The sequence below is a fragment of the Bartonella sp. AC329YNZD genome (assembly GCF_042196685.1).
GTDB lineage: Bacteria > Pseudomonadota > Alphaproteobacteria > Rhizobiales > Rhizobiaceae > Bartonella.
On record NZ_JBHIQS010000008.1, the window covers coordinates 1 to 21,350 of the forward strand.

Here is a 21,350-nt window from a genome sequence, read left to right on the forward strand (position 1 = left end):
TAAAGCAACCAAATGATAGAAACCGCGTACCCATTAATAAAACAATCCCTGCCGAAATCAAGCGAGGAGACAGATGAAAACAAAACAAACAAAACCAGTGAAAGCCGAACAATTAAATAGTTATTATGAAGAAAGCCGAGGTTTAGAACGTGATCTCATAAGTGAGTTTATAAGATCGCGTAGGACGGCATGGCGTGTAGCAGGTGCTGTTGGTCTTTTTGGCTTATTTGGTATGATATGTGGAGTTGTCGGTTTTTCTCAACCAGCTCCCACCCCTTTAGTATTACGTGTTGATAATGCAACAGGTGCAGTTGATGTTATCTCCATCATGCGTGAACATGAAACCAGCTATGGTGAAGTTGTAGACAGATATTGGCTCAATCAATATGTGCTTAACCGCGAAACTTACGACTACGATACCATTCAACTGAACTATGACACAACAGCACTTTTAAGCGCAGCAGCTGTTCAACAAGAATATTTAAAAATTTATGAAGGAGAAAATGCGCGGGATAAAGTTCTGTCTAACAAAGCACGTATCACAGTTAAAGTACGATCAATCCAACCTAATGGGCTCGGTCAAGCAACTGTACGTTTTACGACCCAACAGCATGACAGCACCGGTGCTGCTGGAGCAAAACAACACCAAATCGCAACAATTGGCTACACTTATGTTGGTTCACCTATGAAATCATCTGATCGATTGCTTAACCCCCTTGGTTTCCAAGTGACAAGTTATCGTTCTGACCCAGAAATACTATTGAATGATTAAGGTATTGATTGTTATGAAAAAACTTGCATTCATTGTTCTATTGTCTTCGTTTTCTTCTCTTTATACGGTGCCTGTGCAAGCACTCAAAAGCCCATCAAATTCACAATATGATCATCGCATTCGCTATATAACATATAACGAAGCTGATGTGGTTCAAATTGAAACAGTTCTTGGTGTGGCAACACATATTATTCTTGAAGAAGGTGAACAGTATATCACTCATGCCTTTGGTGATTCAGAGGCCTATGCCTTTGCGCATAAAGGAAGACATATTTTTATTAAACCAAAAGCAGAGCTTGCCAATACCAATCTCATCGTTGTAACTGATAAACGAAGTTACAAATTCCGACTGCAATTTCGCAATGACCGTGCAGGAGCAACTTATGAATTGGCTTTCCATTATCCCAATTCAAACGATGAAAAATCAGACACAAACAATCAACGGCTTGCAATTGAACGTGGTTTTCACCAAAGCGTAAAAGGTTATAATCTTAGTTACACCATGAGCGGTCACCAAGATATTGCGCCAATAAATGCTTGGGACAATGGGCGTATTACTTACTTTAAGTTTCCTGCTAACATGGACATGCCATCGATTTATGTCGTAGATGCTGAGGGGAATGAAAGCTTAATACCACGTACCGTTGTTGGCAGTTCTAATGATATTATCGCCGTTCATAAGGTCAATCCTAAGTGGCTTATACGACTTGGAAAACGTGCTTTAGCTGTTTTTAATGAAGCCTATGATCCCAATGGTATACCAAATACAACTGGAACAATATCTTCAGTGGTTCATCGCGTCAATAAAGGAGGAAAATGATGTTTGGTAATGAGAAGGGAGAGGGGAAAGGTACAAGACTAGACAATGCAGAGCAACGACATGTCGAAAGCGTGTATGGAGGATCGGAACTAGGTTCTGAACGCCGTCCGACAATTCCAGGTACTCGCGCATTGTTAATGGTAGGACTTATTGTCATAATAGCGGTACCGCTTGCTTTGACCTGGAAATCTTTTAAAATGCGTGACACCGTAGAAGTGGAGGAAGAGAAACCACAACAAACAGTACAGCAAATTATACCAAGCTATACCCCCCGAGTTATAGAAGAGCCAAAGTTTGTAGAAGAAGCAGATAAGCCAACACAAACAGAAGACTCAACTTTGGATATTTCACCAGCCTTGAGTAAGCTTCTTCAAACAACCATTCCCTCACATTTACTTAAAGATTCTGAAGAATTAGCACGCAGACGTATGCTCAGTTCTAGCCTTAACAACGGTGGGGGTGAAGGATCTGCAGAGACAAAAAAAGCATCGAATGATGATGGAAATAGTGGCGCATTATTCGACCGTCTCCAACCAGTTCGTTTAGGTCAATCACATGCAGCACAACTTCGTAATCGTGACTTCTTGATTACGCAAGGAACACAAATAGATTGCACATTGGAAACAAAGATCATCACATCACAACCAGGCATGACGACATGTCATCTAACACGTGATATTTACTCCACAAGTGGTCGCGTTGTTTTGCTCGACCGTGGTTCTAAAGTTGTTGGTTTTTACCAAAGTGGCATACAACAAGGACAAACGCGTGTATTTGTGCAATGGTCACGCATTGAAACGCCTTCTGGTGTTGTTGTCAATCTTGACTCACCTGGTACAGGTCCTCTTGGTGAATCAGGTATCGGCGGCTGGGTTGATAGACACTTTTGGGAACGATTTGGCAGTGCCATTATGGTCAGCATCATCGGTGATTTAGGAGAATGGGTAAGAAGCAAAATTAATAAAAATAGTAAAGAGAATTCACAAACTCAAAATGTTCAATCTCAAGGTGTTCAGAATGCTGAATCGATAGTGACCGATGTTCTTCAAGGTTCCATCAATATTGCACCAACACTTTATAAAAACCAAGGCGAACGAGTGAACATCTTTGTTGCTCGTGATCTGGATTTCAGCGATGTCTACAGTCTCGTCACACGTTAACCCAATACAGAAAGATCAAGCAGTTTCTCAGCTTTTGCAACCGCTTGATCATTTTTTAGAAGATCCGCAGATCACTGAATTATCGATCTGCCGCCCCTGTGAAGTATGGACAAAAAGCTTTAAGGGTTGGCAGGTATATAGCGTGCCAGAATTAACAACCACTTTTTTGCAAACGCTTATTACAGCTATTATCGTTTATAATGGTATGGCTCCCAGAAGTATTAATTATGTGCTCTTGCCTGGTGGACAACGTGGTACAATTATACAAACACCAGCTGTTGTTGATGGTGCTCTTTCTTTTGTAATTCGTAAACATTCTCTTGTAGTTAAGACGTTAGAAGAACTCAAAGAAGAAGGAGCATTTGATAATTTTTCTGATGTAAGTTTTAATAAGCCTTCAGCAAAAGAAGCAGATAACTTGTTATCGAAGCAGAACTTTACACGGTTGGAACCATTTGAAGTTCAACTCTTACAAAGTAAACGTGAGGGAAAAATTCTTGAATTTTTGGAAGAATGCGTCCTTCACAAACGCAACATTATTATTGCAGGCAAAACAGGATCTGGTAAAACAACATTTGCTCGCTCTTTAATTGAAAAGGTTCCTGTAGAGGAGCGTATTATCACAATTGAAGATGTTCATGAGCTTTTTCTACCCAATCATCCCAATCATGTACATATGATTTATGGTAACAATGTAGGCCGTGTTTCAGCTGAAGAATGCCTAGATGCATGTATGCGTCAGTCGCCTGACAGAATTTTTCTCGCTGAATTGCGAGGCAATGAAGCATGGGAATATCTCAATTCACTAAACACTGGTCATCCCGGGTCGATTACAACAACGCATGCCAACAGCGCTTTGCAGACATTTGAGAGATGTGCCACCTTGATTAAAAGATCAGAAATTGGCCGGCAACTCGAGTTAGAAATGATAAAAATCGTTCTCTATACAACAGTTGACGTAGTGTTGTTCTTTAAAGATAGAAAACTCACTGAAGTCTTTTACGACCCGATTTTTGCTAAATCAAAAATCGCTTAAGAGGGATTCTTCTCTCGATAGTATTATACAAGACAAAAAGCCATAACCAATTGGTTATGGCTTTTTATTTTCATCCCCCTCTTCTCTTTGCTTCTTCAATGCGTTTTCTACACTTTTAATGAACAAAAGAAGAAAAAAGTTAAGAGAAAACAACTTCACAAAAAAATTAAATCACACATGAAACTCTTTCTCAATTCTCTTAACCTTTGATCATTTTCCTATCCTAAAAGACAATGTCTACAAAATACACAGGCAAGCGCTACTCTAAATATTCCTGCTCTCTTCTCTACATCTCAAAGAGCAAAAATTCCTATAAGCACAAATCTATAATCCCACTTTTTAAACTACATGACATTGATTTATAAAGAATGTTCATTGTTTTGCATGTTGGATGAGAGATCTTAATATCATAGGCTCTCTCATTGCAAATCTGTTTGAATCAACCAAAACCATGTCTTTTGCACGTTACAAGCAGGGAGAAAATGGAATAAAAATTGTTAATAAAGGATTAACACGCCTCCTATGAATTATCTCAAATGCCTGAATTACAAACATTAGGTGCTTACAAAATATGTGATGGTATCAACTTACTCCTTCATAAGCCTAAAGATGGAGAGCTCAATGGTTTTATTGTTATACTATTCACGGGTAGTGTCGTAAAATGGACTTGGAAGCATTAAGAAATGTTTCTAAAAAAAGCCCTTGAACTGGCAACCCAAGTGTATTTGATTTGGAACATTCTGTTTTGCATGAGGGACGTGATCTTATTAAAGAATGCAATAAACAAAAGCGTAAAGCAGTAAGCACCTTTATTAAAGAATATTGCTTTAAATGCTTTTGAAAGTCGTAAAACTGAACTAAAAGTGATGGTAAGGCTTGTGATTGATTTGCACCTTTACGACTTTATATTCTCTACAAATGAGGCTGTATAGCAGTTTCAGAGTCTACGCCAACACAGATACGCAATACCCTCTCCTCCATCTGCCATGTACAAGCTGGAATTCCTGATAAAGCTCTCATTTGCCTCAATCTTTGTTTCAAACGCGCTGTTGCATTGAGATTGAATAATGTTGATTACAAGCAACAAAAAAGCACGTGCTCTCTTAGGTAAACAACACCATAAAGCGCAAAATTTACCAGCTATGAATTGGAAAGAGCTGCCTGCTTTTTATCAAACACTCTGCAAAACAAAAACAATGACACAACTAACTTTGCGTTTTCTTATCCTAACAAGTATTCGTACACGTCCTTTGCGCCATATTTATAAAAATTATATTGATGGGAATATATGGACTCTATCCTTGGCTCGAGAATATGAAAAGACGACGGAATGCTACAACAGAATTTCGCGTGGCCTTATCATCTGAAGCACCAAAAGTGACCAAACAAACGTACCTTTTATCTGGCAATAATTTTTTCTACAACCAGTCATGGTACACTCGCTACGCATTGTATGGCTCAATATATGCAACAAACTGGACTTAGTACCTGCCCGCTTGGGGGGCGTTCTAATTTACACCATTGTCTAGCAGAATCTCGCTCTCACTACCTCAAAGGATGAAGCTTCTTACCCCGCATCAATCTGTAAACAATCCGCCTCCTTTTCTAGACAAGATATTGATTTATAATAAATAATTTATCGTTATTCATATTGAATTAGAATCCCGAATATCGTAGGATTCTCTCATTGCAAATCTGTTTATGTTGAATCAATCAAAATCACTTGCTTGCACCTCACAAGCGGAGCTGGCGTATAGGTAAAAACTATACAAGAAAGAACTAAAAATGCCTTTTATGAACCGTCTTAAGTGCCAAGGGCTGTCGCAACACCCACGAGCTGGCTAATATAATGATGGTGCTGGCTTGCTTCTTCTATAAGCATGAAGATGGAGGTACTCTATTAGATTTACCATTATACCATCCATGGTCAGCTCTGCAAAATGGGCTTTGGTGCCTTAAGACACACCTCTTTAAAACGGTTCCACTTTTTAACCACTTTAATTAGCGCTCCTCAAATGAGGGTATTTTACAGTACAATAGAATAAACACCCAAACAATAACTGATTACACCATTAATATTTCTAGACCTCTCCTTCATGTTAAGAAATATCTCTATACTGAAAAATAAAACAAAAAAGCACTTTACTGCCTAAATAAATTTCTTAAGCAATATATGCAAACAAAAATGAAATTGAGTAATATAAAAAATAGGAATTAAACCTAGAAATCTCTATTTTTATAGATAAAAATATATAAAATCAAAACCTACGAAACACATAAAAATATAACATATTTTCTTTGATGATTGAATTCATTCAACTCAAATTAATCTATAAACAGCCCTTATTCCACATTCGCAACACGTGTTCTTAGAATTCTCACTAGTGTTTTCTAAATTTTCGGGAAAAACTATAAATTTGATATTTTTCAAACGTCTTATTTGCTCTTTAGTGAATTTAAATCTATGACGTTACAATAGTTTTAAATTACTACCCCCTTAACTGCATGATCTATCTCTACAATAGAGAGAGATTTTACGTTCTCCATTTTTTGAGAACTATAAATTTTGTTGTTTAATGCGATTAACAATCCAATCTTTAAAATAAAAAATATGACCTTTATATATAATGATATTATCAAAAATTCCTAATCCCTGAATATTAGCAATGTTTTCGATATTATAATAAATGTGTCGTAAAATGACGAATTGTCATAATGATCACTCCTTTGTATTTCATTTAGGATAATTTACATGCGTTATAATATTTGTATCAGCATTTATTTTTTGTGCTATATTTATACAGAGTTATCGTTTTTTATAAAAAATGATTAATTGAATCTGCATCAAAATAAAAATTCTGATACGAATTTAATAAAAATAAAAACACATGGCATATTGATTTTATTATTTTTACATAGAATGCCTATTTAAAGTATAGTCTACTCAAAAAACTAAAGCCTTTTTAAAGGCAATAATAACTATACTAACCGTTTCATAGAAGCCAATAAATTTTTAGAGATTAAGCCTCAAAAAGCACAAAAAACACGCACAATTTTCTATTTTTCTTTTTACTGTTCGTTAATTGATCAATTTTCAACTATGAGTTTTCTGCTCAGCCATTGCAAGGATTGCTTAATTTTTTAGGGATTACTTCACTTTTAGAATGATTATAGCTACTGCGCTCCCATAAGCAGCCGATCTTTTTTTAGAGATTTAATTGCTAAAAGGAGATACAATTTTCCACCTTGCGCTTTCTTTTGATCAATCAGTAAATTTTCAAAGGCGGCGTTCAACCATGAGTTTTTTAATTTCAGCAATCGCTTTCGCTGGATTTAATCCCTTTGGACAAGTTTGGGCACAATTCATAATCGTATGACAACGATAAAGGCGGAAAGGATCTTCTAAATTATCAAGACGTTCACCACACATCTCATCACGTGAATCCGCAATCCAGCGATAAGCTTGAAGCAAAACAGCGGGCCCCAAATAACGATCACCGTTCCACCAATAACTTGGACATGAAGTCTGACAACACGCACACAAAATGCACTCATAAAGGCCATCGATTTTTTGGCGATCGGAGTGACTTTGTAACCATTCTTTTGCAGGTTCAGGAGAAACTGTTTGTAACCAAGGCTCAATAACTCGGTGTTGCGCATAAAAGCGATTCAAGTCAGGAACCAAATCTTTAACAACCGGCATGGAAGGCAACGGATAGACCTTAATGGGATGTTTTACATCATCCATCCCTTTGGTACAAGCTAATGTATTGGTTCCATCAATATTCATCGCACATGAACCACAGATGCCTTCACGGCAAGATCGACGAAGTGTCAAAGTTGGATCAATATGGTTTTTAATAAACAAAAGCCCATCAAGAATCATCGGGCCACAAGCGGAACGATCTACGTAATAGGTATCTAAACGAGGATTTTCCTCATCATCAGGCGACCAACGATAAACGTGAAATTCTGTTAGTTTTTTAGCACCTTTAGGTTTAGGCCAAACCTTTCCCGGTTTTACCTGAGAGTTTTTAGGAAGCTTAATTTGTACCATATTTCAGTCTCCCCTTAATAAACCCGTTTTTTAGGTGCAATGCGCTTTAAATCGATCCCACCATCAGCTTCAGATGTTAACGGGTCCACATGGACAGGTCGATATGATAACGTCACCTTACCCTCTTTTGACAAATGTGAAAGCGTATGTTTACGCCAATTTTTATCATCACGCTCTGGATAATCTTCACGCGCATGGGCACCGCGGCTTTCTAAACGTGCTTCCGCCGAATAAACAGTCATGATTGCATTCGCCATGAGATTTTCAAGCTCTAATGTTTCAACCAAATCAGAATTCCATATCAGAGAACGATCTGTAACTTTGATATCAGACAATTCCTCCCAGATTTTATTCATCCGCTGACATCCTTGTTGCAAAGAATCCTCTGTACGGAAGACAGCCGCATCTTCTTGCATCGTGCGTTGCATTTTTTCACGCAATACCGCTGTTGGTACCGCCCCTTTTGCAAAACGCAAACGATCAAAACGTGCTATAATTTCATCAACAGCAGCTTCATTCAGGGGTGGAATTTCTGCATTCCGATCAATAATTTCACCTGCGCGAATAGCAGCAGCACGACCAAACACCACAAGATCAATCAATGAATTTGACCCCAAGCGATTAGCCCCATGAACAGAAGCACATCCCGCTTCTCCTACCGCCATCAACCCTGGTTGAATACGATCAGGCGAATCAGCCGTTGGATTGAGAACTTCCCCGTAGTAGTTGGTAGGAATTCCCCCCATGTTATAATGGACCGTTGGCAAGATGGGGATAGGTTCTTTTGTTACATCCACCCCTGCAAAAATCCGAGCTGATTCCGAAATTCCTGGTAAACGCTCGTGCAAGATTGCAGGATCAATATGGTTGAGAACCAAATGAATATGGTCCTTCTTAGGTCCCACGCCACGCCCTTCACGAATTTCAAGAGTGATACAACGCGAAACCAAATCACGTGAAGCCAAATCCTTAAAGGAAGGTGCATAGCGCTCCATAAAGCGTTCACCCTCAGAATTGATTAAATAGCCCCCCTCACCCCGAGCTCCTTCTGTAATTAAGCAACCAGAACCATAAATCCCTGTCGGATGGAATTGCACAAACTCCATATCCTGAAGTGGCAATCCAGCACGTGCGATCATTCCACCACCATCACCCGTACAGGTATGCGCCGATGTCGCAGAAAAATAAGCGCGTCCATAACCACCGGTTGCAAGAACAACCATTTTGGCAGAAAAACGATGTATTGTACCATCATCGAGATTCCATGCCACAACCCCCGTACAAACCCCATCCGTCATGATGAGATCGAGGGCAAAATATTCAATAAAAAATTGCGCATTATGCTTTAAGCTTTGTCCATAAAGCGTATGCAAAATGGCATGGCCTGTACGGTCAGCTGCTGCGCAAGTACGCTGAACAGGTGGACCTTCACCAAATTGTGTCGTATGTCCACCAAAAGGACGCTGATAAATTTTGCCTTCTTGCGTTCGCGAAAAAGGAACGCCATAATGTTCTAATTCATACACAGCAGCAGGAGCATTACGCACCAAATATTCCATTGCATCGGTATCGCCCAACCAATCAGAACCTTTCACGGTATCATATAAATGCCACTGCCAATTATCAGGCCCCATATTTGAAAGCGATGCAGCAATCCCCCCTTGTGCTGCAACCGTATGTGAGCGCGTTGGAAAAACCTTCGTAATACAAGCTGTCTTTAATCCTTGTTCCGCCATACCTAATGTTGCACGTAATCCTGCACCACCTGCCCCAACAACAACAACATCAAATTTATGATCTACAGTGCGATAAGGGGCGTTACCTGCTTTAGCGCCCAGAGATGATCCTGTACCCGCCATACTTGTTTAACCCCCTAATGCAATTTTCAAAAGAGAAAAAATAATGATACCACCTACGAGAAAACAAAATAAAATATTTAACGTCAAAAAGAATATCCGAAAACCTTCACGTGGAATATAATCTTCAATCACTACCTGCATACCAAGTTTCATATGATAAAGGACCGAAAAAGTCATCAATCCCATCAAAATAGCAACAATAGGATGTGCAAGCCGTGCACGCACAATACTATAATCCTTGCCCACAAGCGAAAGAATAAGAACAATAAAAAATATCAAAAGCGGTAGATTGATAACCCCTGTCAAACGCTGTAGCCAAAAATGCTCTGTTCCTTCATGAGCACTCCCATGCCCCCGTACTTTTCCAAGTTCCGTTCGAAAATCTTTTTTCATCTCTCTTTTCACCCCCAGCTAAACAACGGTATATCCAATAATCCAAATTATAAAAGTAATAATAAGAGAAATAAACACTGTTACCCAAGCAGTGACTGTTGCCTTTTCTTTTGCTAGGAGGCAAGGCATCACATCCCACACAATGTGTCGCACACCACCAACCATGTGATGAATCCCTGCCAAAGTATAAAGAAACAAGATACACAATCCAAACCAAGAACTATAAATCTCATGAACTGTTTTGAATGCCTCCTCCCCACATGCAATAGCAATTAACCAAACAGCAAGAAAGACCATTCCAACATAAAGAGCCATACCTGTAACGCGATGCGCAATAGACATGGCCATAGTAATTATCCAACGATAAATACTTATATGAGGGGAACGAGGGCGCTCTTTTATCCTAGTTGTCTCTGTCATAAAATATCCTGACCTGGTTTTTACTGCAACCGCAACGAACGAGAAAGCCCGCATAAAACGACTAAATATATATTATCTCGCTTTTACTTGTTTGGCATCTCAAATACCAATATTACAGGTCGGTTGTCTCAAATAACGGATTAAAGGTCACGCATAAAAAAAACCGATTACTCAACGGATATACTCCGCAAAACTTGCCTTAATCTAATACAATTTTATCTTCACGTCAAAGGTCTAACATCTTTTCTCAAATATAAACAGACATTTTTTTAAACTATCATTATACTTTTGAGTGTTCACGATACGTACAATGATATTCTAAATTTGATCCATTATTTAAGAATAAAAAGAGACAAAAAATTTGATAGATTAAACATTTTTATGTCTCTTCACAGTCTTTTAAATGACAAAACGAATCACGAAAGACACAAATAGGCGGCATAAAAGCCGCTTTTGCATAAAGTTTAGCCGATATAATCTTTACTCAGAAACTTGCTTTTCAACATCTGTACTTACGGCTGCTGCTTCTACTTTCTCAACAACCTTTTCAGCTTTTTTCCGATAATCTCTCTTTTCAGCGATACGCGCAGCTTTACCTCTCAAGCCACGCAGATAATAGAGTTTTGCACGGCGCACTTTACCACGGCGCACCAGCTCAACACCTTCAATCAAAGGAGAAAAAACAGGAAATACCCTCTCCACCCCTTCACCGTAAGAAATCTTGCGTACTGTAAAGGTCTCATTCAACCCACCACCTGAACGTGCAATACAAACACCTTCATAAGCCTGAACACGCGTCCGTGTACCTTCTGTCACACGCACCATAACACGGACTGTATCTCCTGGCTGAAATGCTGGAAATTGGCGCTTTTCTTCAATTTTTGCACATTGTTCAGCTTCAAGCTGTGCGATAATATTCATTTCTTTTATCCTTCACGTTCTTTATCGAACAGTCAGAGCGCTCAACTCTTACCAAAAAAGCCTTTATTAAGAATAAGGAGCTCTTTAGGCTATGTCTTACACAGGAGCGAATACACCATTCCTTCATTTTAATTTTGGAACTACAGAAAACCTTTTATAAAAAACTCTCTAAAAAGAGAGCCATGCAATACACCACCTTATCATATGAATCAAGTTTTCTGATGATTTTTATCATAACGCGCATAAAGATCAGGGCGACGTTGACGTGTTAACAATTCGGCTTGGCTTTGACGCCAATCTGCGATCGCTTTGTGATGACCTGAGAGCAATACAGGCGGAATACCCCGCCCTTCGAAAAGAGAAGGGCGTGTATATTGCGGATGTTCCAGCAAGCCATTTTCAAAACTTTCACACCTTGCAGAAGCTGCATTCCCCATCACTCCGGGCAGAAGACGTATAATAGCATCTAAGATAACCAATGCGGCTGTTTCACCCCCTGAAAGAATATAATCACCAATAGAAATCTCTTCTAATTCTCGTGCTTCTATGACTCGCTCATCAACCCCTTCAAAACGTCCACAAACTAACGTCACACCCGTATCACGAGCCAAGCTATGCGCGTAAGCTTGGTCAAAAGGGCGTCCACGTGGACTCATCAACAATCTTGGCGAATCCTGTGGACAGCAATCAAGAGCAGCCGCCAATACATCCGCCCGCATTACCATACCAGCTCCCCCACCAGCAGGTTTATCATCAACGCTATGGTGTTTATCTAAAGCAAAATCCCTAATCTGTACCGTCTCCAGTGACCAAATTCCACGCTCTAAAGCTTGCCCTGCTAAAGAATACCCTAAAAAACCAGGAAACATTTCAGGATAAAGGGTTAAAACGCGCGCCTGAAATTTCATTTTATTTCTTATCCTTATTTTCTTAAACAGATTCTATAATAGCAAAAATAGCACAAACAAGACTTTTAACGCCATAGCGTTAATCTGAGTCTCCTTGATCTGCGCCATATTCAATACGATCCTTCTAAATACTTACACTAAAAAAAGACTCTAAAAATTCAGGACTATTTCGAAATAAAGTGCTTACAATATCTGCTCAAAAGAGCATTTTTAATATTTTCACACATTCCACTTTTTATTGACGAAATTCATCTGTTGTTTTTTACCTTCATCTTTATTTTTAGATTCAAGCTATTTCCTTTTTATCATTTTCTCCTCTATCGCTAAAACCAGCTGCCATGGGATCAACAACAAGAAAACCAGAGTCCATACAAATTTCTGGTACTGCCGCCTTACTAAAGGGAATAAGAACTCTTTTACCCGTATTCAAACGTATTTCAAGCAAATCACCAGCCCCGAAATTAAAAAAACCACATACCTCACCTAAGATTTTTCCCCCACAATCTTGGACACACAAACCTATTAAATCGACTTGATAAAACTCATCCTCCATCAAATCATCAATTAATTGATCACGCATCACATAAAGGCGAATACCATTTAAAGACTCAGCAGTATTACGATTTTCTATCCCTTTAAAACGTACAATCGCCTTATTTTTTTGCATGCGAAGAGTTACAATGTCATAAGAACGCCCCATATCATCATAAAGAGTACCATAAGACTTGAAACGCTGGGGATCAGCACTTAAAATTCTAACAAAAACATCCCCTTTTACACCATGAGGCGTACCAATAATGGCAAGATAGACTTTATTTTTAAGCTTTTCTTTATTATACTTCATGCAAAAATATTATCTCTCAAAAATGAACCCTTCAATCTTATAGTTTTCTATTCAATCTTGTTGCCATATGAGACAATCTTCTAAAAGACCTTTCTTGGTAACAAAAACAAATTAATAAAGGAGAAAGTCTTATGGCAAATATTATGCTATTTTACAAAGATATCACACCAATCAACAAAATTTCCCATAAAAATCTAAAATTTGCTCCTCCAAGTGATATGTCTTTTGCCAAGGATACTCATTGGGTTCCTTTAGCAAGTACTGAATATTTTCAAGCAGCACTAGACTATCCTATTTTATTTATGTGCGCTGAAGATGAACAAAAAAAACGGCACTACACATCCGCAGCTCTTGTCGGTCTTTCTAATGACGAAAATGACTATATCGCTTCTGATAAAAGTTGGAAAAACAATACTTATGTTCCTGCTTTTGTCCGCCGCTACCCTTTTGTTTTGGCACAAATTAGCAATGAAAAAGAACTTTCTGTGTGCTTTGATCAACAGTCCGGTATGTTTAATGAAGTTGCAGGAACAGAACTTTTTAATTCCGATGGCTCTATTTCTCCTTTTATGGAAGAACGTATTCGCTTTCTTGAAAGTTTTAAAATCGCTATGGAGAAAACCTCTGAGTTTATTGATGCTCTTGTAGAAATGGATCTTCTAAGCCAAAAATCCATCAATGTGAAAAACGATAAAGGTCTCTCAGCGCAATTGGAACATTTTTGGGTTGTTGATGAAGAAAAATTGAATAAATTATCAGCAAGCCAACTTGCCAAACTTCATAAAAATGGCTTTTTAGGATTAATTTTTGCGCATTTGATGTCAACGCACAATCTTTTGAAAATACTCTCTCTCAAAGGTGAAAAGCAGCTTATCAATCGTGAAGAGAAACCCCAAAACAAGAATGGTCATTCTAACGATGAAAAATCTAAAAAGAAAGAAACTCTCAACTAGATAATGCCTATCAAAAACGACAAGAGAAAAGATGAAAATATTCCTCTCATTCCAGCAGACCATGCAATTTTAAACGCAAGGAAAAATTGGTTAGAGTGTCTTACCCAAACACGTCGTATGTCAGCACAAACAGTGCAAGCCTATGAACGTGATACGCGGCAATTTTTGTCTTTTCTCTGTCAACACTTAAGCCATACACCAACCCTTACAGATCTTGCTCATTTACGCGTTAGTGACTTGCGTGCTTATCTTGCTTATCGGCGAACAAATAATGTAAGTGCTCGTTCTTTAAGCCGCGGAGTAGCAGGCATCCGTTCTTTTTTCAAATACTTATCACGTGAAGGAATCGTCAATGTTCCCGCAGCTCAACTTATCCGAAGCCCCAAACACCCCAAATCGCTCCCAAAATCTTTAGCGATAAAATCAGCACTTCACATAGTCAAACAAGAAAATCAACTGGAAAATGAACCTTGGATTACCGCGCGTAATGCTGCTGTCCTCATGCTTCTTTATGGCTGTGGAATGCGAATATCAGAAGCCTTAAGCCTCACACCAGAACAATTTTCTGATCCTGAAAAAACAAGTTTATTTATAACTGGAAAAGGAGGCAAAACACGCCTTGTTCCCCTCATAAAAATTGTTTACGAAGCCGTACAAAATTATCTTCAATGCTGCCCATATCCTTTAATAGACAACCAACCCATGTTTCGTGGTGCGCGGGGTGGTCCCCTACAGCCTGCCATTATTCAAAAAGCTGTCCGTAATTTACGTGCAAGCCTTGGTTTACCAGAAACTGCAACGCCTCATACACTACGCCATTCTTTTGCCACCCATCTTTTATCACGGGGGGGAGATTTACGCACCATTCAAGAACTTCTTGGGCACGCTAGTCTTTCCACCACACAAATCTATACCCACGTCGATACAGACCATTTGTTAAAAATCTATCAAAAGGCCCATCCCCGTTCCTAAAAACGTCTCATCAAAAAATTAGAGTGTTTCAACCTCAAGTGCCAAAGCGTGAACACAAGTAGCAAGCTCTTCTTTTAAAACTTGATAAATCGCTCGATGTATTTCTACACGCGTCATATTGGAAAAAGAAGAAGATAAAATTTTCACCCGAAAATGTGTTTCTCCTTTACCATCAAAAGCATGTTCATCATGAGGATGTCCCTCATGAAGATGACTTTCGTTAATCACTTCCAGTTTCTGCGGATGAAAAGCATCCTGAAGCTTTCTGTTGATGATTGTTTCTATAGACATTTTTCATTCCTCAAACAAAATGAACGTGCAAAAATACACCTTTTTCATAATAGAATAAGTGTGAAAACAAATTTTTCAAAAGTCAATTCTTGTAAAATTAATCAATTTTGCATAAACCAATAATATGACAATAACATCTAAATTATTCGATTCAATTCGCATAAGCTCAAATAAAAAACAAAAAGCTGAGCCAGAAGCACAACAGTGTCAGTGGAAAGGTTGTGAAAAAACAGGGTCCCATAAAGCACCAGCAGGTCGAAATCACGAAGGACAATATTTATATTTTTGTATTGAACACGTACGCGCCTATAATAAAAATTTTAATTACTTCTCTGGTCTTAGCAATAAAGATATCGCAAAATTTCAAAAGGATGCTCTCACAGGACATCGTCCGACATGGCCTACAGATCTGAGCAATGGTACATCGAAAAAAACAGCCGCGAATTATGCAAAGATTCGCTCTGGAACAGCTGCCTATCAAAATCGCATGCGCGATCCCTTCACGCTTTTTACTGGGCAGCATTCAAGCAATAAGTTTTCACGAAAATTAAAGCCCTTAGAAGCAAAAGCTTTTGATACACTGGGACTACAGGCAAACGCTTCAGCAGAAGACATCAAAATGAAATATAAAGAGTTGGTAAAAAAGCACCATCCTGATTCCAATGGTGGTAATCGTGCTTCAGAAGAGCGCTTTCGTGATGTTTTACATGCTTACAATTTGCTAAAAAAGTCTGGTTTGTGCTGAAAATATGCGCTTATATGAGTCTATTTTCATTTAGACCATCATTATTTGCGCAAAATGTTACTTTTTTTGCAAAACATTATAGAATACGTAAAAAAATCTTTCTTTAATATCTAAGGCTCTCATTATAGAGCATTGCATAAATACTTTAACTCTTGTATCGTTTCTAATGAATAAATAGCGTCCTCTCCCTTCCAGAAACATAATGACAAATCTTACCGTTGAAAATTTGCCCGATATTACACTTTGTGCTCGCGATCTATTTCATATTGAAACAGATCTGAAAGTCCCTGCTTTTAGCACAAAAAGTCCCCATGTTCCTGATATTGATCCTGATTATCTTTTTGATCAGCAAACAACTTTAGCGATTCTCGCAGGTTTTACCTTTAACCGCCGTGTAATGGTTTCTGGCTATCACGGTACAGGGAAATCAACGCATATTGAACAAGTTGCTGCACGTCTTAACTGGCCTTGTCTTCGCATTAATCTCGATAGTCATGTAAGTCGTATCGATCTTGTAGGAAAAGATGCTATCGTTTTAAAAGATGGCTTACAAATCACTGAATTTAAAGAGGGCATTTTGCCATGGGCTTATCAAAATAATATTGCTCTTGTTTTCGACGAATATGATGCGGGGCGTCCCGATGTTATGTTTGTCATTCAACGCGTTCTTGAAACTTCTGGAAAACTAAGCTTACTTGATCAAAGCCGTGTCATCTCTCCACATCCAGCGTTTCGTCTTTTTGCAACAGCAAATACCATTGGTCTTGGCGATACAACCGGTCTTTATCATGGTACCCAACAAATTAATCAAGCTCAAATGGACCGCTGGTCTATTGTTACGATACTCAATTATTTACCCCATGATAAAGAGGTTAATATCATTTGTTCAAAGGTCAAATCCTTTCAAACGACTGAAGGAAAAAAGATAATTTCACAAATGGTTCATGTTGCTGATATGGTACGCCAATCTTTTATCAATGGAGATCTTTCAACTGTCATGAGTCCACGTACCGTTATTACTTGGGCAGAAAATACAACAATTTTTCAAGATGTCGGCTTTGCCTTCCGATTAACCTTTCTCAATAAATGTGATGAACTCGAACGTGCCACTGTTGCAGAATTTTATCAACGCGCCTTTGGACAAGAGCTTCCCGAATCACTCATTCATGGTGTTTCGCCTTAAGGAATCTGTCACTCATGGCTACCGATATTGGTGACAACAAAAATCCAGCAAAAGATTCTTCCAACAACACTCTTAATACTGAAGCTTTTAAAAAAGCACTTTCCACCTGTATGCGTGCGATTGCAGGCACAAACAACCTTGAAGTTTCCTTTAGTCATAACCGACCATCTTTGAGCGAAAGTTGTGCACGTTTACCAGAATTACCTCAATACGCAACGAATAAAGACATCACCATTACCCGCGGATTAGGTGATTCCATGGCTCTTCGCAAAGCATGGCATGACAACCGCATTCACATGCAATTTGCTCCACTAGAATCAGAAGCACGTGCTGTCTTTGATGCTCTCGAACAAACACGTGTGGAAGCAATTGGCACGTTAACCATGGAGGGGCTTGCAAAAAATCTTGATGTCATGCTCGCCGATAAATACAAGAGAGCCCATTATCACAAGATTAGCAACCAAAGTGAGGCTCCCATCCAAGAAGCGATTGCACTTTTATTGCGTGAAAAAGTAACAAAGCGCCCTGCCCCAAAAGAAGCGGGCCCTGTTTTAGAATTGTGGCGTCAAGAACTCGAACAAAAAGCCGCAGCAGAGCTTAATGAACTTACACATCATATTTACAACCAACAGGCTTTTGCACAAATCGTTCGCCAAATGCTTGTTACACTCAAAATGACAGTACAACAGGGTGAAGCTTCTGCCAATGAAAACAATAAAAAATTAAAAAACGAATATGAACCTCAAGACCAAGCAGAAGAAGAGAGTAAAAACAAAAAACACGCTCAAAGTGAAGAACAAACCAGCACTGAACAAGAAAGTGATGTGCAAGACGACGGAAAAACACAAGCGACACAATCAAACAACAATGATCAAGCTGACGGCGAGCAAAAAAATGGACCTTGGCAAGAAAAGCCGCACAAACCCAAACACCTTTTTTCCGATTCGGAACAAATGCAAAAACTTGGCAATTATAAAATCTTCACCCGTCAATTTGATGAAATTTTGGAAGCAACAGATTTTTGTTCTGAAAACGAGTTAGATAACTTACGCCGTTATCTTGATAAGCAAATCAATCATCTCCAAAACATCGTTGGACGTTTAGCAAACCGTCTCCAGCGCCGCTTGATGGCGCAACAAAATCGCAATTGGAAATTTGACCTTGAAGAAGGATATCTTGATACAGCACGACTTCCACGCCTTATTATCGACCCAACACAACCCCTTTCTTTTAAAATAGAAAGTAATACCCAATTTCGAGACACGGTTGTTTCACTCCTCATTGATAATTCTGGTTCAATGCGCGGACGCCCCATTAGCGTTGCTGCAAGTTGTGCCGATATTTTGGCACAAACTCTTGAACGTTGTGGTGTCAAAGTTGAAATTTTAGGTTTTACCACTAAAACTTGGAAAGGAGGAAAATCACGCGAACAATGGCTTGCCCAAAACAACCCCCATAATCCTGGACGTCTTAATGATTTATGCCATATCATCTATAAAAGTGCTGATACCCCATGGCGTCGCGCACGACGCAATTTAGGTTTGATGATGCAAGAAGGATTATTAAAAGAAAATATTGATGGAGAAGCTTTGATTTGGGCGCATCAACGCCTTTTATTACGGCGTGAACAACGTCGCATTCTTATGGTCATTTCTGATGGTGCTCCTGTTGACGATTCAACACTATCGGTCAACTCCAGCAATTATCTAGAAAAACATTTACGTGCAGTGATTCAAGAAATCCAAACCCATTCCCCCATCGAACTCATTGCCATTGGAATTGGTCATGACGTCACACGTTATTATCAACGTGCTGTAACAATTATGAATGCTGAAGAACTTGCCGACGCTATAACAAAACAATTAGAAGTACTTTTTAGTGATAAAAGTCCTCATAGTTATAAGAAATAAGCCTTCCTTGAATCAACAACGATTACATTTTAAAAAATTATTTCTATCATTAAACCATCGGAATTTTATGGCTAAAAACCTGAGAAGATAATCCCACAAATTGAATATCAAACTTTAAGGAAGGCTTCTACTTTACTGGATGCATTATGAATTCTAAAAGAAATGCTCCAACCATCTTCAAAAATTATAATGAGTTTGTTTTTACTTTCCGGTTTTATTGCAACGGATAAGTTTTACTTGGAATTCTCCATTTACGACCATATCCCAAAGTATCATTCAAATTAAAAGACTGAATAATCACCCGTTTTTGTCTTGATCTTGTGTTATTTCGTTATATTTAAATATTGAAATACACGTATATAGAAAAATATCTCCACTAGACATAGCTTTAAAATGTTGCTCTCACAGAAAATATAATACTTAACCTTTCATCTTCAGTAACACAAAATGATAAAATTCGTATTTATGATACAGACAAGAAGAATAATCCAAAGAGGCTGTTTTAAACACTAAGAGTTATTTTATAAAAGAATCAGCATAAATGGATTCATAGCGATTTTTCGGCAAAATTGCTAAAAGCAAACGACAAGCAAAACTGACACTTCATAACCATTCCAAAACAGTACTCTCCACGAGTGAATGATCAACATAAGCTCCCATCTCATTAATAAAAGCAAAAACCTTTACTCACATAAAATATAAGAAAAAACACGAAAAAAAGAATATTGCTTCATTCACGAAAAAAGCACACACCATTATATATCTTATCCGCACTCTTACATTCTTCCTTGCTTCCAAGCCGATTTCACGACAGTACCCATATATAGCATAATGTAGAATCCGGAATCATCCTTTACGCTTTACAAGCAAAAAGCCAACAGCAGAAACCTATTTTCAAGCTTCCAATATTTTAAGGTCAATCAGTATACTTCCAGCGTCTAATATTGCACTTTTATTGCATTAAAGCTCTTCATAAGAAGTATTTCCTTTTCAAATGGCGTTGTCTCCACGCCAATTTCTCTTGTAACATAGACAAATAAATAATTTTTATTCACTCAATAATAAGAGTATTTAAAACGCGTAAAAGTTTATGATATTGGACTTTTTCACTCAAATGAAAAACATAATTATCATTTTAATCTATTAATGAAAATAAGTTATAATTTTTTTCACCTTAAACCGCTCATAAGAAGTATATTTAGCCCCTTCTCAAACAATTTTATTCACATTGCCTTCTTGTGAGATACAAACAAATGACTCTATTTCTTCCTCACAAGAGAATTTTGAAAGAATAAAAGTGTTTTGTGTTAGAGTTCTTACTTAAGTTGGTAAATGATAAAGTATCATTATAAATAACGTGCCATACTAAATATAGCGTACAATTTTCTTGGCTTCAGGAAAACAAAAAGACTATTATTTGTTACAAACAAAAGAGGAAGCATCCTTTGAATGCCCTCGATAAAGAGGAAGCTTTATAATGTTAAGAATTGTCCCATAAGGAATCAACATCAACAGACTCATAACAATTTTTACCGAAAAATCACCAAAAGCAAGTGAGAGCCAAACTGGCATGCCTATCCCTCCCAAAACAGTACTCTCCACTAGAGAACTATCAGCATAGCCTGTTATCCTATCAAGAACGGCAAAAAAGCTAGAAAAAGCAAGAGAAAAAAACAGCACTGTATCCAAAGCCGAACCAACCAATGCTGCTGCTAAAGGCGCTTTCCACCATGTTTTACGTCGCAACGGAGTAAAAACAATAATATCAAGGAGTTGCCCAAATAAAAATGCTAGACTAGAGGCAATTGCAAGCCGTGGGGTCGCCAATACCCAAGAAACAAAGACACCCGCAAAAAAACCAGCATAAACCACACGCCGCGCAGCAGATGGACCATAAAAACGATTGGTCAAATCATTAATCAGAAAAGCAAATGGATAGGTAAAAGCCCCATAAGTCAACAGCTCATTCAAATCAAACCAGTAAACAGGATATTGAACAAAAATATTAGAAGCAGTGACAGCAAGGCACATTGCTAAAATAGAAAAAACAATATACCTTTTCTTTTGCTGTTCTAATAAATGACCGCTTGAAGACATTTTTTTTAA

The 21,350-nt window shown here is 38.3% G+C and carries 20 protein-coding genes and 1 pseudogene; 11 read left to right on the forward strand and 10 right to left on the reverse strand.

Annotated elements, in window-relative coordinates; all coding sequences use genetic code 11:
* The 6 genes and pseudogenes from ACFIMW_RS05165 to ACFIMW_RS05190 form a co-directional block, all read left to right on the forward strand.
* Window positions 1-77: pseudogene (locus tag ACFIMW_RS05165) on the forward strand (TrwH protein); the annotation flags it as partial.
* Window positions 74-772 carry a virB8 family protein gene (locus ACFIMW_RS05170; RefSeq protein ID WP_375608478.1) on the forward strand — a complete coding sequence of 233 codons (699 nt, stop codon included), beginning with the start codon at window positions 74-76 and terminating at the stop codon, window positions 770-772. The pseudogene ACFIMW_RS05165 and the gene ACFIMW_RS05170, both read left to right, overlap by 4 nt.
* A gap of 13 nt (window positions 773-785) precedes the next feature.
* Window positions 786-1,592: a P-type conjugative transfer protein VirB9 gene (gene virB9, locus ACFIMW_RS05175; RefSeq protein ID WP_375608477.1), complete on the forward strand. Its 807-nt coding sequence runs from the start codon at window positions 786-788 to the stop codon at window positions 1,590-1,592.
* Window positions 1,592-2,752 (forward strand): type IV secretion system protein VirB10, encoded by a 1,161-nt coding sequence (virB10, locus tag ACFIMW_RS05180; protein ID WP_375608481.1) that lies wholly within the window; start codon window positions 1,592-1,594, stop codon window positions 2,750-2,752. Before virB9 ends, virB10 begins: the two co-directional genes overlap by 1 nt.
* On the forward strand, window positions 2,727-3,788 hold the full coding sequence (gene virB11, locus ACFIMW_RS05185) for a P-type DNA transfer ATPase VirB11 (RefSeq protein WP_375608476.1): 1,062 nt from the start codon (window positions 2,727-2,729) through the stop codon (window positions 3,786-3,788). Before virB10 ends, virB11 begins: the two co-directional genes overlap by 26 nt.
* A 1,067-nt stretch (window positions 3,789-4,855) precedes the next feature.
* Window positions 4,856-5,155: a hypothetical protein gene (locus ACFIMW_RS05190; protein ID WP_375608475.1), complete on the forward strand. Its 300-nt coding sequence runs from the start codon at window positions 4,856-4,858 to the stop codon at window positions 5,153-5,155.
* Window positions 5,156-7,065: 1,910 nt separating this feature from the next.
* On the opposite strand, the gene ACFIMW_RS05195 is transcribed toward ACFIMW_RS05190, so the two are convergent.
* The 7 genes from ACFIMW_RS05195 to rimM all read right to left on the reverse strand — a co-directional run bounded on the left by ACFIMW_RS05195 (window position 7,066) and on the right by rimM (window position 13,190).
* The gene (locus ACFIMW_RS05195; RefSeq protein ID WP_375606011.1) at window positions 7,066-7,845 is read right to left on the reverse strand and encodes a succinate dehydrogenase iron-sulfur subunit; all 780 of its coding nucleotides are present in this window, start codon (window positions 7,843-7,845) and stop codon (window positions 7,066-7,068) included.
* 14 nt (window positions 7,846-7,859) lie between these two features.
* Entirely contained in the window at window positions 7,860-9,704 is a 1,845-nt protein-coding gene (gene sdhA / locus ACFIMW_RS05200) for a succinate dehydrogenase flavoprotein subunit (RefSeq protein ID WP_375608474.1), read from the reverse strand.
* Between the two features lie 6 nt (window positions 9,705-9,710).
* Window positions 9,711-10,097: a succinate dehydrogenase, hydrophobic membrane anchor protein gene (gene sdhD, locus ACFIMW_RS05205; RefSeq protein WP_375608473.1), complete on the reverse strand. Its 387-nt coding sequence runs from the start codon at window positions 10,095-10,097 to the stop codon at window positions 9,711-9,713.
* 18 nt (window positions 10,098-10,115) lie between these two features.
* Complete coding sequence (gene sdhC, locus ACFIMW_RS05210) at window positions 10,116-10,517, reverse strand: succinate dehydrogenase, cytochrome b556 subunit (RefSeq protein ID WP_375608472.1); 402 nt, start codon at window positions 10,515-10,517, stop codon at window positions 10,116-10,118.
* 480 nt (window positions 10,518-10,997) lie between these two features.
* A complete protein-coding gene (rplS, locus tag ACFIMW_RS05215) occupies window positions 10,998-11,438 on the reverse strand; it encodes a 50S ribosomal protein L19 (protein WP_375606015.1) in 441 nt (146 codons plus the stop codon).
* 209 nt (window positions 11,439-11,647) lie between these two features.
* Window positions 11,648-12,346, reverse strand: a complete 699-nt coding sequence (trmD, locus tag ACFIMW_RS05220; RefSeq protein ID WP_375606016.1) for a tRNA (guanosine(37)-N1)-methyltransferase TrmD — start codon at window positions 12,344-12,346, stop codon at window positions 11,648-11,650.
* 286 nt (window positions 12,347-12,632) lie between these two features.
* Window positions 12,633-13,190 carry a ribosome maturation factor RimM gene (gene rimM / locus ACFIMW_RS05225; protein WP_375606017.1) on the reverse strand — a complete coding sequence of 186 codons (558 nt, stop codon included), beginning with the start codon at window positions 13,188-13,190 and terminating at the stop codon, window positions 12,633-12,635.
* A 131-nt stretch (window positions 13,191-13,321) separates the two neighbouring features.
* On the opposite strand from rimM, the gene ACFIMW_RS05230 reads away from it, so the two are divergent.
* The gene (locus tag ACFIMW_RS05230) at window positions 13,322-14,143 is read left to right on the forward strand and encodes a SapC family protein (RefSeq protein WP_375606018.1); all 822 of its coding nucleotides are present in this window, start codon (window positions 13,322-13,324) and stop codon (window positions 14,141-14,143) included.
* Window positions 14,144-14,146: 3 nt separating this feature from the next.
* Complete coding sequence (locus ACFIMW_RS05235) at window positions 14,147-15,115, forward strand: tyrosine recombinase XerC (RefSeq protein ID WP_375608471.1); 969 nt, start codon at window positions 14,147-14,149, stop codon at window positions 15,113-15,115.
* An 18-nt stretch (window positions 15,116-15,133) separates the two neighbouring features.
* On the opposite strand, the gene ACFIMW_RS05240 is transcribed toward ACFIMW_RS05235, so the two are convergent.
* Window positions 15,134-15,406, reverse strand: coding sequence for a BolA family protein (locus ACFIMW_RS05240; protein WP_375606020.1), 273 nt, complete (start codon window positions 15,404-15,406; stop codon window positions 15,134-15,136).
* Between the two features lie 124 nt (window positions 15,407-15,530).
* Here ACFIMW_RS05240 and ACFIMW_RS05245 point away from each other — a divergent pair, with 124 nt between their 5' ends.
* The 3 genes from ACFIMW_RS05245 (at window position 15,531) to cobT (ending at window position 19,244) form a co-directional block, all read left to right on the forward strand.
* Complete coding sequence (locus ACFIMW_RS05245; protein WP_375608470.1) at window positions 15,531-16,151, forward strand: J domain-containing protein; 621 nt, start codon at window positions 15,531-15,533, stop codon at window positions 16,149-16,151.
* Between the two features lie 202 nt (window positions 16,152-16,353).
* Window positions 16,354-17,334, forward strand: a complete 981-nt coding sequence (gene cobS, locus ACFIMW_RS05250) for a cobaltochelatase subunit CobS (RefSeq protein ID WP_375608469.1) — start codon at window positions 16,354-16,356, stop codon at window positions 17,332-17,334.
* 14 nt (window positions 17,335-17,348) lie between these two features.
* Window positions 17,349-19,244 carry a cobaltochelatase subunit CobT gene (gene cobT, locus ACFIMW_RS05255; RefSeq protein ID WP_375608468.1) on the forward strand — a complete coding sequence of 632 codons (1,896 nt, stop codon included), beginning with the start codon at window positions 17,349-17,351 and terminating at the stop codon, window positions 19,242-19,244.
* Window positions 19,245-19,351: 107 nt separating this feature from the next.
* Here cobT and ACFIMW_RS05260 read toward each other — a convergent pair whose 3' ends face one another.
* Both ACFIMW_RS05260 and ACFIMW_RS05265 read right to left on the reverse strand, forming a co-directional pair.
* Window positions 19,352-19,462 carry a HaeIII family restriction endonuclease gene (locus ACFIMW_RS05260; protein ID WP_375608480.1) on the reverse strand — a complete coding sequence of 37 codons (111 nt, stop codon included), beginning with the start codon at window positions 19,460-19,462 and terminating at the stop codon, window positions 19,352-19,354.
* 1,195 nt (window positions 19,463-20,657) lie between these two features.
* A complete protein-coding gene (locus ACFIMW_RS05265) occupies window positions 20,658-21,341 on the reverse strand; it encodes a VUT family protein (protein ID WP_375617363.1) in 684 nt (227 codons plus the stop codon).
* Window positions 21,342-21,350 lie beyond the last annotated feature (9 nt).